General features: G+C 57.1%; 15 protein-coding genes. 4 read left to right on the top strand and 11 right to left on the bottom strand.

Annotation, left to right across the window (positions count from 1 at the left end; translation table 11 throughout):
* Window positions 1-35: 35 nt before the first annotated feature.
* From cysC to cysG, 4 genes are read right to left on the bottom strand one after another with little or no spacing between them, the layout of a single operon-like run.
* Window positions 36-641, bottom strand: coding sequence for an adenylyl-sulfate kinase (gene cysC / locus ACWKXX_RS17460; RefSeq protein WP_015571713.1), 606 nt, complete (start codon window positions 639-641; stop codon window positions 36-38).
* On the bottom strand, window positions 641-2,065 hold the full coding sequence (cysN, locus tag ACWKXX_RS17465; protein ID WP_261666050.1) for a sulfate adenylyltransferase subunit CysN: 1,425 nt from the start codon (window positions 2,063-2,065) through the stop codon (window positions 641-643). The genes cysC and cysN overlap by 1 nt, the downstream gene beginning before the upstream one ends.
* Window positions 2,066-2,074: 9 nt before the next feature.
* Window positions 2,075-2,983, bottom strand: coding sequence for a sulfate adenylyltransferase subunit CysD (gene cysD / locus ACWKXX_RS17470; RefSeq protein WP_261666049.1), 909 nt, complete (start codon window positions 2,981-2,983; stop codon window positions 2,075-2,077).
* A 9-nt stretch (window positions 2,984-2,992) separates the two neighbouring features.
* Window positions 2,993-4,351 (bottom strand): siroheme synthase CysG, encoded by a 1,359-nt coding sequence (gene cysG / locus ACWKXX_RS17475; RefSeq protein WP_023304331.1) that lies wholly within the window; start codon window positions 4,349-4,351, stop codon window positions 2,993-2,995.
* A gap of 237 nt (window positions 4,352-4,588) precedes the next feature.
* Here cysG and ACWKXX_RS17480 point away from each other — a divergent pair, with 237 nt between their 5' ends.
* Complete coding sequence (locus ACWKXX_RS17480; protein ID WP_015571715.1) at window positions 4,589-5,632, top strand: aminopeptidase; 1,044 nt, start codon at window positions 4,589-4,591, stop codon at window positions 5,630-5,632.
* A 93-nt stretch (window positions 5,633-5,725) separates the two neighbouring features.
* Here the strand turns inward: ACWKXX_RS17480 and cysH are convergent, their stop codons facing one another.
* From cysH to cysJ, 3 genes are all read right to left on the bottom strand, one after another.
* Window positions 5,726-6,460, bottom strand: coding sequence for a phosphoadenosine phosphosulfate reductase (gene cysH / locus ACWKXX_RS17485; RefSeq protein ID WP_017382820.1), 735 nt, complete (start codon window positions 6,458-6,460; stop codon window positions 5,726-5,728).
* A 99-nt stretch (window positions 6,461-6,559) separates the two neighbouring features.
* Window positions 6,560-8,272, bottom strand: a complete 1,713-nt coding sequence (cysI, locus tag ACWKXX_RS17490) for an assimilatory sulfite reductase (NADPH) hemoprotein subunit (protein WP_015571717.1) — start codon at window positions 8,270-8,272, stop codon at window positions 6,560-6,562.
* Window positions 8,272-10,077, bottom strand: coding sequence for an NADPH-dependent assimilatory sulfite reductase flavoprotein subunit (gene cysJ, locus ACWKXX_RS17495; protein WP_032619140.1), 1,806 nt, complete (start codon window positions 10,075-10,077; stop codon window positions 8,272-8,274). Before cysJ ends, cysI begins: the two co-directional genes overlap by 1 nt.
* Before the next feature lie 303 nt (window positions 10,078-10,380).
* Between cysJ and queD the strand changes: the two genes are divergently transcribed.
* Window positions 10,381-10,746, top strand: a complete 366-nt coding sequence (gene queD, locus ACWKXX_RS17500; RefSeq protein ID WP_006811776.1) for a 6-carboxytetrahydropterin synthase QueD — start codon at window positions 10,381-10,383, stop codon at window positions 10,744-10,746.
* On the opposite strand, the gene ACWKXX_RS17505 is transcribed toward queD, so the two are convergent.
* Entirely contained in the window at window positions 10,731-13,085 is a 2,355-nt protein-coding gene (locus tag ACWKXX_RS17505; protein WP_023304333.1) for a helix-turn-helix domain-containing protein, read from the bottom strand. The two genes, queD and ACWKXX_RS17505, sit on opposite strands and share 16 nt — an antisense overlap.
* A 171-nt stretch (window positions 13,086-13,256) precedes the next feature.
* Here ACWKXX_RS17505 and ACWKXX_RS17510 point away from each other — a divergent pair, with 171 nt between their 5' ends.
* Both ACWKXX_RS17510 and ACWKXX_RS17515 read left to right on the top strand, forming a co-directional pair.
* The gene (locus tag ACWKXX_RS17510) at window positions 13,257-14,426 is read left to right on the top strand and encodes a M20 aminoacylase family protein (RefSeq protein ID WP_023304334.1); all 1,170 of its coding nucleotides are present in this window, start codon (window positions 13,257-13,259) and stop codon (window positions 14,424-14,426) included.
* A gap of 27 nt (window positions 14,427-14,453) precedes the next feature.
* The gene (locus ACWKXX_RS17515; protein WP_045331240.1) at window positions 14,454-15,851 is read left to right on the top strand and encodes an MFS transporter; all 1,398 of its coding nucleotides are present in this window, start codon (window positions 14,454-14,456) and stop codon (window positions 15,849-15,851) included.
* A 17-nt stretch (window positions 15,852-15,868) separates the two neighbouring features.
* Here ACWKXX_RS17515 and queE read toward each other — a convergent pair whose 3' ends face one another.
* The 3 genes from queE to ACWKXX_RS17530 are packed head-to-tail and all read right to left on the bottom strand — an operon-like array spanning window position 15,869 to window position 18,861.
* Window positions 15,869-16,540 (bottom strand): 7-carboxy-7-deazaguanine synthase QueE, encoded by a 672-nt coding sequence (gene queE / locus ACWKXX_RS17520; RefSeq protein WP_006811780.1) that lies wholly within the window; start codon window positions 16,538-16,540, stop codon window positions 15,869-15,871.
* 54 nt (window positions 16,541-16,594) lie between these two features.
* Complete coding sequence (locus tag ACWKXX_RS17525) at window positions 16,595-17,302, bottom strand: N-acetylmannosamine-6-phosphate 2-epimerase (protein ID WP_023304336.1); 708 nt, start codon at window positions 17,300-17,302, stop codon at window positions 16,595-16,597.
* Entirely contained in the window at window positions 17,302-18,861 is a 1,560-nt protein-coding gene (locus ACWKXX_RS17530; RefSeq protein WP_045338406.1) for a PTS transporter subunit EIIC, read from the bottom strand. Before ACWKXX_RS17530 ends, ACWKXX_RS17525 begins: the two co-directional genes overlap by 1 nt.
* Window positions 18,862-18,879 lie beyond the last annotated feature (18 nt).

An 18,879-nucleotide genomic window follows, 5' to 3' on the forward strand; every position in this document is an offset into this window, starting at 1 on the left:
ATCGCTCGGGAAGACAGCTCCCGAACGATACCGTCTCAGGATCTGATAATATCGTCCCGTCTGAGCAGGTCTAATAATTGGCTTACTAAATTTGTTACCAATTGTTGGCCTTCCAGATGAATCTCAGGGGATTCAGGCGCTTCGTAAACCGAGTCAATGCCGGTGAAGTTTCGCAGCTCTCCCGCGCGGGCTTTTTTGTACAGCCCTTTTGGATCGCGCGCTTCGCAGATTGCCAGCGGGGTATCCACAAACACTTCAATAAAGCGATTCTGCCCAACGCGCTCACGCACCATCTGACGTTCGGCGCGGTGCGGTGAGATAAACGCCGTTAGCACCACCAGCCCGGCATCCGCCATCAGGCTGGCGACTTCCCCTACCCGACGAATGTTCTCTTTACGGTCTTCATCGCTGAACCCTAAATCGCTGCACAGGCCGTGACGCACGTTGTCGCCGTCCAGCAGGTAGGTGCTCACCCCCTGCTGATGCAGCGCCTCTTCCAGTGCGCCTGCCACCGTGGATTTACCGGAGCCAGACAGCCCGGTAAACCACAGCACAACCCCACGGTGACCGTGGAGCTGTTCGCGCTGGGCGACGGTGACCGGATGAGGATGCCAGACGACGTTCTCATCATGGGCGGCCATCACTTGCCTCCCAGCAGATCGCGTGCGCCCCAGTGCGGGAAGTGCTTACGCACCAGCGCGTTCAGTTCCAGCTCGAAGGCGCTGAACTCAGACGTCACGCTCGCCTGCGCGTTAGGCTCGCGCACCATGCCGGCACCGACGGTGACGTTGGTCAGGCGGTCAATGAAGATCAGCCCGCCCGTCACCGGATTCTGCTGGTACGGATCCAGCACCAGCGGCTCGTCGAAGGTCAGATCCACCAGGCCGATGCCGTTCAGCGGCAGCTCGCTCACGTCACGGTGGGTCAGGTTGTTGATGTCCACCTGGAACTGAATGCCGTCCACGCGGGCGCGGGTTTTCTTGCCGGCGATTTTAATGTCATAGCTCTGGCCTGCGGTCAGCGGCTGTTCCGCCATCCACACTACATCCACGGATGCGCCCTGCACCGCCGCCAGCGTTTCCTGCGCGTCGACCAGCAGGTCGCCGCGGCTGATATCAATTTCGTCTTTCAGTACCAGGGTTACCGCTTCACCTGCCCCGGCTTCGTCCAGATCGCCATCAAAGGTGACGATACGGGCGATGGTCGATTCCACGCCGGATGGCAGCACCTTGACGCGCTGACCCACCTTCACGGAGCCTGAAGCGAGAGTACCGGAGAAGCCGCGGAAATCGAGGTTCGGACGGTTCACGTACTGCACCGGGAAGCGCATCGGCTGGGTATCGACCACGCGCTGAATTTCAACGGTTTCCAGCACTTCCAGCAGCGTCGGGCCGCTGTACCACGGCATGTTCGCGCTCTGAGAGGCGACGTTATCCCCTTCCAGCGCCGACAGCGGCACAAAGCGAATATCGAGGTTGCCCGGCAGCTGTTCAGCAAAGGTCAGGTAGCTCTGGCGGATCTCGTCGAAACGCGCTTCGCTGTAGTCCACCAGATCCATTTTGTTCACCGCCACCACCAGATGCTTGATCCCCAGCAGCGTAGAGATAAAGCTGTGACGACGAGTCTGATCCAGCACACCTTTACGGGCGTCGATCAGCAGGATCGCCAGGTCACAGGTGGACGCGCCGGTCGCCATGTTACGGGTGTACTGCTCGTGCCCCGGGGTGTCGGCGATAATAAATTTGCGCTTTTCGGTAGAGAAGTAGCGATAGGCGACATCAATGGTAATGCCCTGCTCGCGCTCCGCCTGCAAGCCGTCCACCAGCAGCGCCAGGTCGAGTTTTTCGCCCTGGGTGCCGTGGCGTTTGCTGTCATTGTGCAGGGAAGAGAGCTGATCTTCGTAGATCTGGCGCGTGTCGTGCAGCAGACGACCAATCAGGGTACTTTTCCCGTCATCCACGCTGCCGCAGGTCAGGAAACGCAGCAGGCTTTTGTACTGTTGGGCGTGCAGATAAGCTTCTACGCCGCCTTCATCGGCAATTTGTTGGGCAATAGTCGTATTCATGGCGGCTCCTTAGAAATAACCCTGACGTTTCTTCAGCTCCATGGAGCCTGCCTGGTCGCGGTCAATCACGCGGCCCTGTCGCTCACTGGTGGTCGACACCAGCATCTCCTCGATGATCTCGGGCAGCGTCTGCGCACTGGATTCCACCGCGCCGGTCAACGGCCAGCAGCCGAGAGTACGGAAACGGACCATCTGTTTTTTGATCACTTCGCCCGGCTGTAAATCAATGCGATCGTCGTCGATCATCATCAGCATGCCGTCGCGCTCCAGCACCGGGCGCTCGGCCGCCAGATACAGCGGAACGATCTCAATATTTTCCAGATAGATGTACTGCCAGATATCCAGCTCGGTCCAGTTGGAGAGCGGGAAGACGCGAATGCTTTCGCCCTTGTTGATCTGGCCGTTGTAGTTGTGCCACAGCTCCGGACGCTGGTTTTTCGGGTCCCAGCGGTGGAAGCGGTCGCGGAAAGAGTAGATACGCTCTTTGGCGCGGGATTTCTCTTCGTCACGTCGCGCGCCGCCGAAGGCCGCATCAAAACAGTATTTATTCAGCGCCTGCTTCAGCCCTTCGGTTTTCATGATGTCGGTATGCTTGGCGCTGCCGTGCACGAACGGGTTGATGCCCATCGCCACCCCTTCCGGGTTTTTGTGCACCAGCAGCTCGCAGCCGTAGGCTTTGGCGGTACGGTCACGAAACTCGTACATCTCGCGGAATTTCCAGCCGGTATCCACGTGTAACAGCGGGAACGGCAGCGTACCCGGATAAAACGCTTTGCGCGCCAGGTGCAGCATGACGCTGGAATCTTTACCGATGGAGTACATCATCACCGGGTTAGAAAACTCGGCGGCCACTTCGCGGATAATGTGGATACTTTCCGCTTCGAGCTGCCGCAGGTGAGTAAGTCGTTTTTGGTCCATAACCGTTCCTTAAGCCAAATTTATAACAGAAGCGCCAAAGCCTTCTGTGTCGGTTGTGTGTTGGAACCAGGCGAGCGTGCTGTGCAGCTGCACCACTTCGCCCACCACGATCAGGGCGGGCATTGGGGCGTCTTTCGCCAAGGTTGCAAGGTCTTGTAAGGTGCCGATGGCGACATGCTGATCGACGCGTGTCCCGCGGGAGATCACCGCTACCGGCGTCGTCGCATCGCGACCGTGCTGAATAAGCTGTTCGCTGATGTCAGCCGCTTTCATCGTGCCCATATAAATCGCCAGCGTTTGTCGGCTCTGGGCGAGATGCGACCAGTCAAACGGCGTGCTGTCGGCTTTATAGTGCCCGGTCACAAAGGTCACGCTCTGGGCGTAATCGCGATGGGTCAGCGGAATACCGGCGTAGGCCGTGACGGCAGACGCCGCCGTAATACCGGGAACCACCTGGAACGGGACGCCCGCTTCGGCTGCCGCCTGCAACTCCTCGCCACCACGACCGAAGATAAACGGGTCGCCCCCTTTCAGGCGCACCACGGTCTTGCCCGCTTTCGCAGCGGCAATCAGCATCTGGTTGGTGTCGTGCTGGGGCACGGAGTGCTCGCCGGCACGTTTGCCGACGCAAATTTGCTCCGCGTCACGGCGGATCAGCTCGCGAATACCGTCGGTGACCAGGTGGTCATAGAACACGACATCCGCATCCTGTAGAACCTGGAGGCCACGCAGCGTGAGCAGCCCGGCATCCCCCGGCCCGGCTCCCACCAGAATGATCTCTCCGCCCGTACTGCCGGGGTTATCCAGTTCGTCTTCGAGAATTTGTTGCGCCGCCGTCTCGTTACCGGCCTGCATCAGGCTGGCAAAGCGGCCGCGAAACACACGCTCCCAGAAGCGACGGCGTTCCGTCACGCTGGTCAGACGCGTTTTCAAATGGTTGCGCCAGTAGCTGGCCTTCTCCGCCATGCGTCCGAGGCTGGTCGGCAGCAGCGCTTCGATTTTTTCTCTCAGCACGCGCGCCAGCACCGGGGCGGTGCCGCCGGAGGAGATCGCCACCAGCAGCGGCGAGCGGTCGACAATCGACGGGAAGATAAATGAGCATAACGGCTGGTCGTCTACCACGTTCACCAGACGGTGACGGGCCTGGGCTGCGTCGGAGATGCGGCGGTTGAGCGCCCGATCTTCGGTTGCCGCAATCACCAGCACCACGCTGTCGATCTGAGACTCTTCAAAATCCGCCTCTGCAACGATCTGCACCTGCGCCCCGGCGCGTTGCAGGAAGGCGATTTTGCGATCGGCAATTTCACCCGTCCCGACAACCAGTACCGGTCGGTCTTTTAAGGCAGCAAAAAGGGGGAGATAGTCCACAGGCAACAACTCACTAACAACCACGAATAAAGGGACTATAGGGGGCGGCTTAGATCGAATGAAATTACGAATTGGAATGAGTAGTTACTCAATGGAATAACGCCGTGGAAAAGCAAATATCAAAAAGTGCTTAACACGCGAAATTTCGGGCATTTAGGAGCAATTCAAATTGTGTCTACCCGATCACAGTTTCATACTATGCGGGTTAAAATTTTGCTCTGTTTTTAAGGACTCACTATGTTTTCCGCAATGCGCCACCGATTCGTTGCCCTGGCGCTCGGCGTTTGCTTTATCCTTCCGGCTCAGGCAAAAAATCAATCTTACGGTGAAATAGCCAGTATGCAGGCGCGGCATATTGCGACGGTCTTTCCGGGCCGTATGACCGGAACCCCAGCCGAGATGCTCTCGGCAGACTATATCCGTCAGCAGTTTGCGGATATGGGCTATGAGAGCGACATTCGCGCTTTCCACAGCCGCTACATCTATACCACACGCAATAAAACGCAAAACTGGCATAACGTAACCGGCAGCACGGTCATTGCCGCGCACGAAGGAAAGGCGGCTGAGCAGATTATTATTATGGCGCACCTTGATACCTACACGCCGTTGAGCGACGCCGATGTCGATAATAACCTCGGCGGGCTGACGCTTCAGGGACTGGATGACAATGCGGCGGGTCTGGGCGTGATGCTTGAGCTGGCCGAACGCCTGAAGAATATTCCGACGAAATACAGCATTCGCTTTGTTGCGACCAGCGGCGAAGAAGAAGGAAAACTCGGCGCTGAGAATCTCCTTAAGCGCATGAGCGCTGAGGAGAAGAAAAATACGTTGCTGGTGATTAACCTCGATAATCTGATCGTGGGGGATAAGCTCTATTTTAATAGCGGACAGAGCACACCGAGCAGCGTACGTAAACTCACCCGCGACCGCGCGCTGGCGCTTGCCCGCACACATGGCGTCTATGCCGCGACAAATCCGGGCGGTAACCCGCAGTATCCTAAAGGCACAGGCTGCTGTAATGACGGTGAAGTGTTTGATAAGGCGGGCATTCCGGTGCTGTACGTCGAGGCGACGAACTGGGCGCTGGGCAAAAAAGATGGCTATCAGCAGCGCAGCAAATCGAAAGCCTTTCCGGACGGGACCAGCTGGCATGATGTGCGGCTGGATAATCAGCAGCACATTGATAAAGCGCTGCCGCAGCGGATTGAGCACCGCAGCCGGGATGTCGTGAAAGTGATGCTGCCGCTGGTGAAGGAGCTGGCGAAAGCGGGGAAAGCCTGATGTCGTTAAGCCCGGTGGCGGCTACGCCTTACCGGGCCTACGTTTCGTGCCGTTGCAGGCCCGGTAAGCGCAGCGCCACCGGGCGAAAAAACATTACCCTTCGTGCAATCCGCACTCGCGCTTCAGCCCAAAGAATCGCGTCTCTTCTTCCGCCATTCCCGGTTCCCATTTACGCGTGGTGTGGGTGTCGCCTACCGACAGGTAGCCTTGATCCCACAGCGGATGGTACTTCAGCCCGTGCTTTTGCAGATACTGGTACACCGTGCGGTTATCCCAGTCGATGATCGGCAGCACTTTGAACACGCCGCGCTGCACCGCCAGCACCGGCAGCGTTGCCCGGCTCCCGGACTGCTCGCGGCGCAGGCCCGCGAACCAGGTCTGAGCGTTCAACTCTTTCAGCGCCCGGTTCATCGGCTCGACCTTGTTGATCTCATTGTATTTCTCAATGCCCTCAACGCCCTGTTCCCACAGCTTGCCGTAGCGCGCCTCCTGCCAGGCCGCGCTTTCCGTCGCGCGGTAAACTTTGAGGTTCAGCTTGAGCTTGTCCGTCAGCTCGTCAATAAACTGGTAGGTCTCCGGGAACAGATAGCCGGTATCGGTGAGGATCACCGGAATGTCCGGGCGGATCCGATTCACCAAGTGCAGGCTGACCGCCGCCTGGATGCCAAAGCTTGACGACAGCACATAGTCACCCGGCAGGTTTTCCAGCGCCCACGCCACGCGCCCTTCGGCGTCGAGTTTTTCCAGCTGGGCGTTGGTTTCTGCCAGGGCCAGAATGCGTTCGACTTTTGGCAGGTCATTTAGGGCGTTTAGATCGAGTACGGACATAAGAACCTCGTTTGCCTGTTTTGCCGGGCGGCACTGCGTTTGCCCGGCCTACAAAACCCGTAGGCCCGGTAAGCGAAGCGCCACCGGGCAAAGGATGTGTTACTCCCAGAAATCCCTGGCGGGATCGAGCACCGGGCGAATGATGCCCGCACGCACCGTAAAGTCGCCGAAGCCTTCACCCGCTTCACGCTCTTTCGCCCAGCGCCCGACAAGCTCGTCGATGGAATCAAGAATTTCCGGTTCCGTAATATTTTCACGGTACATACGCGGAATGCGCGTCCCCATACGGTTGCCGCCAAGGTGCACGTTGTAACGACCCGGCGCTTTGCCCACCAGACCCAGCTCGGCCAGCATCGCGCGACCGCAGCCGTTCGGGCAGCCGGTGACGCGCATAACAATATGCTCGTCCGGAATACCGTGTTTTTCCAGAATCGCTTCCACTTTATCAGTGAAGGACGGCAGGAAACGTTCCGCTTCGGCCATCGCCAGCGGGCAGGTCGGGAACGACACGCAGGCCATCGAGTTTTCACGCTGCGGTTTAACCGCATTCATCAACCCATGATCGCGCGCCAGCTTCTCGATCTTCGCCTTCTGGCTTTCCGGCACGCCGGCAATAATCAGGTTCTGGTTGGCGGTAATGCGGAACTCGCCTTTATGGATCTTAGCAATTTCCAGCAGACCGGTTTTCAGCGGGCGGCCCGGATAATCCAGAATACGACCGTTTTCAATAAACAGCGTCAGGTGCCATTTATTATCGATACCTTTTACCCAGCCAATGCGATCGCCGCGACCGGTGAATTCGTAAGGGCGGATCGGCTCAAACTTGATCCCCGCGCGACGCTCCACTTCTTCTTTGAACGTCTCGACGCCTACACGCTCCAGGGTGTATTTGGTTTTCGCGTTTTTACGGTCGGTACGGTTGCCCCAGTCGCGCTGGGTAGTAACCACCGCCTCAGCCACGGCCAGCGTGTGCTCCAGCGGCAGGAAGCCGAACTCGCTCGCGGTGCGGGCGTAGGTTTTCTTGTTCCCATGCTCGATGGACAAACCGCCGCCCACCAGCAGGTTAAAGCCGACCAGCTTGCCATTTTCGGCAATCGCCACGAAGTTCATGTCGTTGGCGTGCAGGTCGATATCGTTCTGCGGCGGGATAACCACCGTGGTCTTGAATTTGCGCGGCAGGTAGGTCTGACCGAGGATCGGCTCTTCGTCCGTGGTCGCGACTTTCTCCTGATCGAGCCAGATCTCCGCATAGGCACGCGTGCGTGGCAGCAGGTGCTCGGAGATCTTCTTCGCCCACTCGTACGCTTCGGCGTGCAGCTCGGACTCATACGGGTTCGAGGTGCAAAGCACGTTACGGTTCATGTCGTTGGCGGTCGCCAGCGCGTCCAGCCCCACGGAGTGCAGCATCTGGTGCACCGGCTTGACGTTTTTCTTCAGAATGCCGTGGAACTGGAAGGTCTGACGGTTAGTCAGACGGATGCTGCCGTAAATCGTGTTTTCACCGGCAAACTTGTCGATCGCCTGCCACTGTTTGGTGGTGATGATGCCACCCGGCAGGCGGCAGCGCAGCAGCATCGCATGACGCGGCTCCAGCTTCTGTTCGGCACGTTCGGCGCGGATATCGCGGTCGTCCTGCTGGTACATACCGTGGAAACGGATCAGCAGGAAGTTGTCGCCTTTGAAACCGCCGGTCAGGCCGTCATTTAAATCTTCGGCAATGGTACCGCGCAGGTAGTTGCTCTCTACCTTCATGCGCTCGGCATCAGACAGTTTGCCTTCGACCACCAGTGGGCCAGGATGTTTTTCGCTCATTAGTAGACATCTCGCTGATAACGGCGCTCTACGCGCAGCTCACTTAAAAATTCATCCGCCGTTTCGGCATCCATACCGCCGAATTCGGCAATCACTTCCAGCAGTGCCTGCTCAACGTCTTTCGCCATGCGATTGGCGTCGCCGCAGACATAAATGTGGGCGCCGTCATTGATCCAGCGCCACAGCTCTGCGCCCTGTTCGCGCAGTTTGTCTTGTACGTATACTTTTTCTTTCTGATCGCGGGACCAGGCCAGATCGATGCGGGTCAGCACGCCCTCTTTGACGTAGCGCTGCCATTCAACCTGGTAGAGGAAATCTTCAGTAAAATGCGGGTTGCCGAAGAACAGCCAGTTTTTACCCGGCGCCTCGTCCGCTGCACGCTGCTGCATAAAGGCGCGGAACGGTGCGATGCCGGTGCCCGGGCCAATCATGATCACCGGCGTTTCCGGGTTTGCCGGCAGGCGGAAGTTGTCGTTGTGTTCGATAAAGACGCGCACCTCGCCCTCTTCTTCCACGCGGTCGGCCAGGAAGCCCGACGCCCCGCCCGCCCGCGCGCGGCCTTCGATGTCGTAACGCACCACGCCAACGGTGATGTGGACTTCGTTTTCCACTTCCGCCTGTGAGGAGGCGATGGAGTAAAGACGCGGCGTCAGCGGACGCAGCAGGCCGATCAGCGCGTCGGCATCCAGCTGTGCCGGGGAGAAACGCACCATGTCGACAATCGGCGTCGTCGCGGCGTAATGCTGTAACTTCACTTTGTCCCCCACCAGCGGCAGAAGGGACTCGCTGCGCGTTAAGGTGGCGTAGTTTTCAACGATATTGGCGGTGTTCACCGTCAGCTCGAAATGCCACTGAAGCGCCTCAGAGAGCGGTAAGGTTTTACCTTCCACCTGGACCGGCTCCGTGCCTTTCAGCCACAGCAGCTCGACCAGCTCTTTCACCAGCGCCGGATCGTTCTGATACCAGACGCCCAGCGCATCGCCAGGCTGATAACGCAGGCCGGAGTCACCGAGATCGATTTCGATATGGCGCACGTCTTTTTCCGAATCACGGCCCGTGATTTTCTGGTTTACCGACAGGCTCGCCGTCAGCGGCGCCTCTTTCGTGTAAGGGCTGGTGTGGATTTCGTTGACGGTGCCCGCTGCGGTAACGGCGGCTTGCGCTGGCGTCTCTTTCGGGACGCGGGCCTTCAGCACCTCAACGATGCGCGTCCGCCATTCGGCGGCGGCGGCCTGGTATTCGACATCAGCGTCTACGCGATCCAGCAGGCGCTCTGCACCCAGCTCCGCCAGCTTGCTGTCGAAGTCTTTACCGGACTGGCAGAAAAATTCATAGGACGTATCACCGAGGCCGAAGACGGCAAAGGCGGTGCCCTCCAGCCTGGGCGCTTTTTTCGAGAACAGGAACTTATGCAGCGCGACGGCTTCTTCCGCAGGCTCACCTTCCCCCTGCGTTGACGCCACCACCACCAGCAGTTTTTCTGACGCGATCTGTTTGAATTTATAATCCCCGGCGTTGACCAGGTTAACGTTCAGCTTCGCGGCGAGCAGGTCATCACGCAGCGCTTCGGCCACACGACGGGCATTACCCGTTTGCGAAGCGGAGATAAGCGTGATGGCAGGAATTTCAACGGCCGTTGGCGGGACGCCAGCCACAGCACCCGGCTGCTGATTGAGCATTCCCCAGAAATAGCCGGAGACCCAGGCGAGCTGGGTGGGTGAAAAATCGGAAGTCGCGGCCTGGAGGCGCGCCAGTTGCTCCGGGTTAAGGGGAAGCAAATTTGAAGGTGGGGCCTGTGTTGTCATGCGTCGTTATGTTCCAGTAGCAAAGCGGACTTTAAGCGAATAAATCCAAACTGAAGATAAGGTTAACGGCGGGGATAATAACAATTAAAGAAGGGATGGAAATAATAAATAACCAAATGGACTAACCTGTTTTAGTTATCGTTCTTAACGATAAAAGCGATTAAATAACTATTTGAAATAAAACAATAAAGGCCGATAAACACCATGAATACGAGGCGGTGACCGTTCAGAGCCGTTTTAGTTAATGATAAAAATTGTGCTTTCCGGTACTATGCGGCGGTTTTTTCCGCATTCCTGAGAGCTATGATGTCCACCACACTGTTTAAAGATTTCACCTTCGAAGCCGCACACCACCTTCCACACGTTCCTGCCGGACACAAATGTGGCCGCCTGCATGGACACTCGTTTATGGTGCGTCTTGAAATCACCGGTGAAGTCGATCCCCATACGGGCTGGATCATGGACTTTGCCGAACTGAAGGCTGCGTTTAAGCCGACCTACGATCGTCTCGATCACTACTATCTGAATGATATTCCGGGCCTTGAAAACCCGACCAGCGAAGTGCTGGCGAAATGGATTTGGGATCAGATGAAACCGCTGGTTCCGCTGCTGAGCGCGGTGATGATCAAAGAGACCTGCACGGCAGGCTGCGTCTACCGCGGGGAGTGAATCTCCTCCGTTGCGGTCTCACGAGGCACGAGCGGCGTAAACTCGTAGAGCACCAGCGCATTACTCTCCAGTGATTCACTCAGTTGCCAGCCGTCATAAAGGCGTTCATCGCGTACGGAAAGCGTTGGACGCGCTTTATGCGCTATCCAGCGCCACATCTCTTCATCAGGGCCGCTTTCGCTGCCAACCCCTTCGAGTAACGGATAGAGCGCGCCGTTGTGCTGATCAAACAGATGACATTTAATTCGCCATTTACCGCGCATTCCCTTCAGGTGTAAATGATACTGCTGGCGAAAACGCTGGATGAATGCTTCTTCACTGGAAAGGAGCGGATTAAAAACCACCACATTACGCAGCAACAGCTGATAACCATTGCGATGGCGCGTAAGCAGGACACGCTTATCATTGACCAGCACCTCGCCCCGCAGACGTTGCCAGAGCCAGAGTACCCAATAAACCGGACGCGGCAGACCATGGTTATACTGTAGCGCCAGGCTTGAGGTATCGATGGTGTTGTTCGCACGAGCTTCTCCCTGAAGGCCCGAATTAAGCCAGAATCCCGCCAGCCAGACCTGCTCCGAAAGCCCGAGCAGGTTCTGCATCAGCAGCGCCCCACGAAAAAACCAGCCGTTTGTCGCCCGTGTGTTGCCGGTGAGGGTATTCCAGGAGAGAAGCCAGACGGGAAGCGAACATTTACGCAGGCGAAGGGCAGCGAGGATCTGGCGGACCTTCAGTATCGGATAATTTTCCGTTGAAGAGAGAGGGGTTGCCTCCAGCTGCGCGGGATCGAGAAGTTCATTAGCATCGGCAGAACAGGCAAGAAAATCGGCCTGCATCAGGATGGCTGAACTGAACAGGGTATCGTCGCTTACGCCCGCGCTGACGGGGGCAAATCGGTGCCATAAACCAAACTTTGCCTGCGGAAGATAAGTTCGTATTGCCTTTTGCTGGGCCAGCCAGACCTGCTCCCGGGTCTCCTCACTTGCCTGTGTTGACCAGTGCATGACGAAGTGCCAGCCCGCGGTGATCTCTGGCGAAAAATGATTAACCGACTGTTGTAAAAAACGGGTAAGAAGATCGCGACGGGTCGTTACGCCGGTGTGCAGTAGCACCGTCCACTGCTTTTTTGCCAGCCAGGTGAAGAGCTGATGCAGATTGTACCAGCAGGCGTAGCCCGCCATCTGGGGGTCATCCCACCCGGTGGCAAACAGACGACTGCTGAGAAAAGGTTCGGCGATATCAATCCCCTCAATGGGAATGGCCTCATTTATCGCCTCCAGATTTTGTCGAACGTCCTCACGCAGCAAATCGTCGAGCTCACGCAGGGTAATGACCACCCGCATACGGCGCAGCGAGGCAGAAAGAGGATTAAGCTGCTCAAGATCCAGGCTCTGCTCCTGCTGCGGATGAACGATGAGCGGCGAGGCTCCCCAACCGCGCGCCACCGGTTCATTGAGCAGGCTAAACAGCTTGTCCACGGCGACCGGATAGCGCTGCTCACGCCTGTCCGTCCGAATACGTGCCGCCTCCGGGTGCTGGCGCCGGGCCTTACGAAACTCACCCGGAGACATATTGTGAACACGCCTGAACCGATCGCTCATCATACGCGTGCTGGCGAAACCCTGCTCAAGCGCAATCTGATGCAGCGGTCGGTTCGTCAGCCGGAGAGCGTCGGCCGCCTTTTCCAGCCGCAGGTGGGTGATGTACTGCATGAAACTGATCCCCACCTCCTTGCGAAAGAGACGAGAGAGCCAGGCTTCAGAGACATATTCACTCGCGGCGATTTCCGCAAGCGTAATACGGCGGGAATAACTGGCATTGATCCGCTCTATCACCCGGGCGATGCGTTTGCTGTGCGCTGAGGAAAGTTCCCGGGACAGCATACGGGCGGGCTGTTGAAAGCGGCTGGTCAGCAACAGCAATATCTCGCTCAGCCAGCGGTACGCCTCCAGCCGGTAGCGGTGCGGGTCGTTGATGAGGGTGACCACAAGAAGCTGGCGCAGCAGATCGCGAAGCGCATCGCATTGGGGCCAGACGCCTCCGGCTTCTGCCGGTACAGCATAATCATGGGCAAAAAAATCATTGCAGAGCTGGACGACCCAGCGCCCGGAAAGGGTTACGCGCAGGGTGACATTTGCCGTTTCGCTCGTGAACTGCCAGCGCCGATGACGGTTGATGATAGCAAGGGTATTGGCCTCCAGGATGTCATGTCCCACATCGGTGTTCAGCTCTGCCCGCCCTTCCAGCACCCAGAGCAACGTTAGCGTATCGCCTTCATCCTCCACGCAGTGGCGAATGTCCTGAATCTCTATCCAAAACTTATCTCCCCGTTGCGCCATCTTACCCCTCACCAAAGACAAAAAATGACCTGATCTTTTTTGTCATAACTGAATTGTATGAAAAACAATCAAAATAAAGCCGTCGCTTTACAACAAAAAAATGCATTTTCAGGCGGGACGATCGTCATAGACTCGAAATTATCATCGTTTGGCAGAAAAAGGATAACAAAAATGACACATCCAATTATCGAAGCTCTGCGTGGCAACGAAGCCCGGTTCACTGAATTACGTCACTATTTTCATCAGCATCCTGAAATTGGTTTTGAGGAGCACAACACGAGCGATCGCGTTGCAGCGCTGCTTCAGGAATGGGGATATGAGGTTCATCGCGGCCTGGCGAAAACCGGTGTGGTCGGCACACTGAAGGTGGGTAACGGGCATAAACGCCTGGGTCTGCGCGCCGATATGGATGCGCTGCCAATGCAGGAAAACAACGGCAAGGCGTGGAGCAGTACCGTTGAGGGTAAATTCCACGGCTGCGGTCATGACGGCCACACCACAACGCTCCTGTATGCAGCGGAGTACCTGGCACGCACCCGTAATTTTAACGGCACGCTGCACCTTATTTTTCAGCCCGCGGAAGAACTTCTGTATGGCGGACGCGTTATGGTAGAGGACGGTTTGTTTGACCTGTTCCCCTGCGACCACATCTTTGGTCTACACAATATGCCGTCACAGCCCCTCGGAAAAATTGGTCTGCGCGATGGCGCCATGATGGCCTCTTCCGACACCCTTCATATTGAGGTTAACGGCGTGGGTGGTCACGGCGCGGTGCCAGAACATACCGTTGACGCCACCCTGGTTGCCTGTCATATCACTATCGCGTTGCAGTCCATTGTTTCGCGCAACATTACCCCCTTCCAGCCAGCCGTCGTTACCGTAGGCAGCATTCAGGCCGGGCACGCCCCTAACATTATCAACGACAAAGTATTGATGAAACTTACCGTGCGCACGCTGGATGAAAGCGTGCGGCAAACCGTGCTACAGCGTATCCATGATATCGCCGTTGCACAGGCGGAAAGTTTCAATGCGACGGCCACCATTCGACACATTAACGGCAGCCCGGTGCTGAAAAACAATCCGCAAGCCAACGAGATGGTGCGCAGCGTCGCCACCGATCTGTTCGGTCAGGATGCCGTCGCGGAGGTCAATGCGTTTATGGGCAGCGAGGACTTTGCTTTCATGCTCGAGAAAAATCCCAATGGATGCTATTTCACGCTTGGCGCCGGGGATGAGCCTGACCGCTGCATGGTACATAACCCGGGCTACGACTTTAACGACAACATTCTCCTCACCGGCGCGGCGCTGTGGGCCGCACTGACCGAACACTATCTGCGCTGATTCGCACCTTCCCGGGAGGGCTGCACTATGAGTACCGTTTCCCTGACAGGCGCATCCGCCTACGCCGGTAACGATCGGCTGCTGGCGGGTATCGTCATGAGCGTTCTGACATTCTGGCTGTTTGCCCAGTCGGTTATCAACGTGGTTCCGGCCATGCAGAATAGCCTCGATATTGCCCTCGAAACCCTTACGCTGGCCGTCAGCCTGAGCGCGTTGTTCAGCGGCTGTTTTGTCGTCGCCTGCGGTGGGTTTGCCGATAAGTATGGGCGCATGCGCCTGACCATGATTGGCCTGATCCTGAGCATGATCGGGAGTGGTCTGCTGTTCATTTCATGGGAGCCCGTCCTGTTTCTGTTGGGACGAGCGATACAGGGGCTATCAGCGGCCTGCATTATGCCCGCCACGCTGGCGCTGATTAAAACCTGGTATGAAGGTAAAGCACGCCAGCGCGCAATTAGTTTCTGGGTTATCGGTTCATGGGGCGGGAGTGGCCTGAGCTCGTTTGTGGGAGGCGCCATCGCCACCACGCTGGGCTGGCGCTGGATTTTTATTCTGTCGATGGTGGTGGCTCTGGTCGCGCTATTGCTTATCCGCGCCACGCCGGAAAGCCGCAGCCCTGATGCGTGTCGACACAAACTGGATATCAGCGGCCTGGTGAGTTTTGTCCTTATGCTGGTGCTGTTCAATCTGTTTATCAGCAAAGGACACAGCTGGGGCTGGAGCAGCAGTTTATCGCTTCTTGTACTGTGTGGAGCCGTGATTGCACTGATGTGCTTTATCGTTACCGGGCGGCGGAAAGGCGATGCGGCGCTGATCGATTTCGCCCTGTTTAAAAACCGGGCCTATAGCGCCTCGGTATTCTCAAATTTCCTGCTCAACGGCTGCATTGGCACCATGATGATCGCCAGCATCTGGTTGCAGCAGGGCCATCATCTGTCACCGCTACAGACCGGCATGATGACGCTGGGGTATCTGGTTACCGTACTGGCGATGATCCGGGTGGGTGAAAAACTGCTTCAGCGCTATGGCGCCAGGCTGCCGATGATGACCGGCCCGCTGCTGACCGCAACAGGTATTTCGCTGATTTCATGCACCTTCTTAAGCAAAGAGGTCTACATTGTTACCGTTTTTCTGAGCAATATTTTATTTGGGCTGGGGCTCGGATGTTACGCCACGCCCTCAACGGACACGGCGGTAATGAATGCCCCTGAAAACAAAGTGGGGGTGGCTTCTGGGATCTATAAGATGGGCAGTTCCCTGGGCGGCGCAATGGGTATCGCGGTCACCGCATCGCTGTACGCGCTATGGCTGCCGATGGGAACGGCCAGTGCCGCGCAGTATGCCTTGCTTTTCAACAGTGCGATTTGCCTTGGGTCGGCAGTCGTGACCTGGGCTTTACTGCCAACAACAAAAGCCCCGCGTTAAGCGGGGCCACAAAAGTATCAGGCAATGTTCAGATATTTGTGCGTCTGCATCGACAGCCGCCAGTTGCGGGCGATACAGGTTTCAATGCACAGACGGGTCGCATCGTCTTTCTGGCTGATAGGCTGTAGCGCGATCACGCGCTGCTTTTCGTCCGTCAGCGTCGCCAGCAGTTCATCCAGCGCTTCGATGTCACGCACGCGCCCCACCGGATGTTTGATCTCATCAGCACGCTCAAGCGCCTGCGACAGTACGTCATACCCGCCGCGCATATTCACTTTTGGTGAAACCGTGACCCACGTTGAATGGGAGCAGCGCACTTCATGGGTGCCGCTGGTTTCGATCTGACAGCTATAGCCGTTCTTCTCGAGCAGTTCGGTGAGCGGCATCAGATCGTGAATGCAGGGTTCCCCGCCGGTGATCACCACATGCCGCGCCGTCCAGCCCTGACGACCAATAATGGCAAGCAGATCTTCCGCGCTGCCCGCGCCCCATTTATCGCTCTCTTTGGTTTTCGCCAGAATGCTGAACAGCGACACTTCCCGATCTGCGAGCTTATCCCACGTATGTTTGGTATCACACCAGGCGCAGCCAACCGGGCATCCCTGTAAACGAATAAAGATAGCGGGAACGCCGGTAAAGTAACCCTCGCCTTGCAGGGTCTGGAACATCTCGTTAATCGGGTACTGCATAGTCAACTCTGTTAAGGGGATAAACGATAAGTATCGCAGATCCCCGTCAGATGATCATGCTCCATCGGTGCTTTGCGCGCCAATTGCCGCCATAAACCGTTCCGTAATTTGCTGTGGTCGGGTGATCGCCCCGCCGACGACAACCGTGTGCCCCCCCAGCGCCAGACACCTGGCCGCGCGTTCAGGCGTATCCACGTTACCTTCAGCAATCACGGGGATCGTGACGGCAGACAGCACCTCTTTCAAAAACGCGCAGTCATTTTCCGGTAGCGAATGGCCCGCAGTCTCCGCCGTATAACCGTAAAGGGTGGTTCCGACGCAATCAAACCCCAGCGCCTGCGCGGCCACGGCCTCCTGCACGGTGGCAATATCCGCCATCAGCAGCAGCGAAGGGTAACGGGTGCGGATCTGCGCGATCAGCATGTCCAGCGATCCGCCACCGGGCCGTTTCCGGGCGGTCGCATCCAGCGCAACGATCTCCGGGCCGACCGCCATCAACTCATCCACTTCTTTGAGCGTTGCGGTGATGAACACCTCGCTGTCCGGATAGTCTCGTTTGATGATGCCGATTACCGGCAGTGAGACCAGCCCTTTGATAGCCTCAATATCCACCACGCTATTGGCGCGGATCGCAGCGGCACCGCCCTGGGCCGCCGCCAGCGCCATTCGCGACATAATAAACGGGCTGTGCAGCGGTTCGTTTTCCAGCGCCTGGCAGGAGACGACCAGTTTTCCTTTCAGGTTATCCAGTACAGTTTTCATTACGATAAGATCTCTTCTACTTCGTTTTTGATAATGGTGACGTGCGGTCCATAGATGACCTGGACACCGTTGCCGCGGACGATTACGCCGCGGGCGCCGGTCGCTTTCAGTGCAGATTCATTGACTTTGCTACCGTCTTTCACCGTGACGCGAAGGCGCGTGGCGCAGCAGTCAACGTCATCCAGATTGTCTTTTCCTCCCAGCCCGGCGATCACCGCCGCGGCGCGCTCGCTTTGCGGCAGGGTAGCCTCGTCAGCCAACGCCTCCTTTTCACGGCCCGGCGTGGCAAAATCAAAACGTTTGATCAGATAACGGAAGGTACAGTAGTAAAGGAAGAACCACGGTACGCCCACCAGCGGGACGAACATCCAGTTAGTTTTCGCTTCACCCTGCAAAATGCCGAACAGCACGAAATCAATAAACCCGCCGGAGAATGTTTGTCCGATGGTGATGTGCAGCATGTGCGCGAGCATGAACGCCAGCCCGTCGAACAGCGCATGAATGACGTACAGCACCGGGGCAATAAACAGGAATGAGAACTCTATGGGCTCGGTAATTCCCGTCAGGAATGAGGTTAATGCCGCAGAGAGCAGCAGCCCGGCAACCCGCTTTTTGTTCTCCGGCCTGGCCGTGTGGTACATCGCAAGGCAGGCGCCGAGCAGACCAAACATCATGGTAATAAAGCGCCCGGACATGAAGCGCGACGTGCCCTCATAGAAATGCTGCGTGTTCGGGTCGGCGAGCTGGGCGAAGAAGATCCGCTGCGTGCCCTCAACCAGGTGACCGTTAACAATTTCACTGCCGCCAAGCGCGGTGGTCCAGAACGGAAGATAGAAAATGTGGTGCAGACCAAACGGGCCAAGCATGCGCAGGATGAAGCCGTACAGCAACGTCCCCAGATAGCCGGTGGCATCCACCAGCCCGCCGAGGCCAAAGATCAGCTTCTGGAAATGCGGCCAGACCACGGTCATCAGCGCGCCGACGAGTATCGCTGCCAGTGAGCTGATAATGGGAACGAAGCGTGAGCCGCCAAAAAAGCCCATGAATTGCGGAAGCGCGATTTTATTAAATCGATGATGCAGTGCGCAGGTCACCAGCCCAATAACTACCCCACCAAACACGCCCGTTTCAAGCGTCTGAATACCCAGCGTCATGCCCTGCCCTACGGCGCCCGGGTTCTCATGCGCCAGTTTTCCGGTCAGGATCAGCAGCGCATTGATAGTGGCATTCATCACCAGATAAGCGAGCAACGCCGCCAGCCCTGCCGTGCCTTTATCATTTTTCGCCAGCCCAACGGCGACCCCAACAGCAAACAGTACCGACAGGTTTGCAAACACAATCGAGCCTGCGCTGCTCATGATGGTAAAGATGGCCTGTAGCCAGCCAACGTCTAAAAATGGATACGCAGTAAGCGTATTCGGATTCGATAGCGCCCCGCCGATCCCCAGCAACAGACCTGCTGCGGGCAGTATGGCGATGGGTAACATAAAGGATTTGCCGAAGCGCTGCGCTTTTTCAAACCATCCGCCGGAAGACGCTCCGCTGAACATTTGCATCATTTTTTTATCCCCCTGGTT

The sequence above is a fragment of the Enterobacter sp. UPMP2061 genome (assembly GCF_053709615.1).

Coding starts and splice junctions, on each gene's coding strand:
- cysC (WP_015571713.1), bottom strand. CDS start 641: ATGGCCGCCCATGATGAGAACGTCGTCTGGCATCCTCATCCGGTCACC.
- cysN (WP_261666050.1), bottom strand. CDS start 2,065: ATGAATACGACTATTGCCCAACAAATTGCCGATGAAGGCGGCGTAGAA.
- cysD (WP_261666049.1), bottom strand. CDS start 2,983: ATGGACCAAAAACGACTTACTCACCTGCGGCAGCTCGAAGCGGAAAGT.
- ACWKXX_RS17480 (WP_015571715.1), top strand. CDS start 4,589: ATGTTTTCCGCAATGCGCCACCGATTCGTTGCCCTGGCGCTCGGCGTT.
- cysH (WP_017382820.1), bottom strand. CDS start 6,460: ATGTCCGTACTCGATCTAAACGCCCTAAATGACCTGCCAAAAGTCGAA.
- cysI (WP_015571717.1), bottom strand. CDS start 8,272: ATGAGCGAAAAACATCCTGGCCCACTGGTGGTCGAAGGCAAACTGTCT.
- cysJ (WP_032619140.1), bottom strand. CDS start 10,077: ATGACAACACAGGCCCCACCTTCAAATTTGCTTCCCCTTAACCCGGAG.
- queD (WP_006811776.1), top strand. CDS start 10,381: ATGATGTCCACCACACTGTTTAAAGATTTCACCTTCGAAGCCGCACAC.
- ACWKXX_RS17505 (WP_023304333.1), bottom strand. CDS start 13,085: ATGGCGCAACGGGGAGATAAGTTTTGGATAGAGATTCAGGACATTCGC.
- ACWKXX_RS17510 (WP_023304334.1), top strand. CDS start 13,257: ATGACACATCCAATTATCGAAGCTCTGCGTGGCAACGAAGCCCGGTTC.
- ACWKXX_RS17515 (WP_045331240.1), top strand. CDS start 14,454: ATGAGTACCGTTTCCCTGACAGGCGCATCCGCCTACGCCGGTAACGAT.
- queE (WP_006811780.1), bottom strand. CDS start 16,540: ATGCAGTACCCGATTAACGAGATGTTCCAGACCCTGCAAGGCGAGGGT.
- ACWKXX_RS17525 (WP_023304336.1), bottom strand. CDS start 17,302: ATGAAAACTGTACTGGATAACCTGAAAGGAAAACTGGTCGTCTCCTGC.
- ACWKXX_RS17530 (WP_045338406.1), bottom strand. CDS start 18,861: ATGATGCAAATGTTCAGCGGAGCGTCTTCCGGCGGATGGTTTGAAAAA.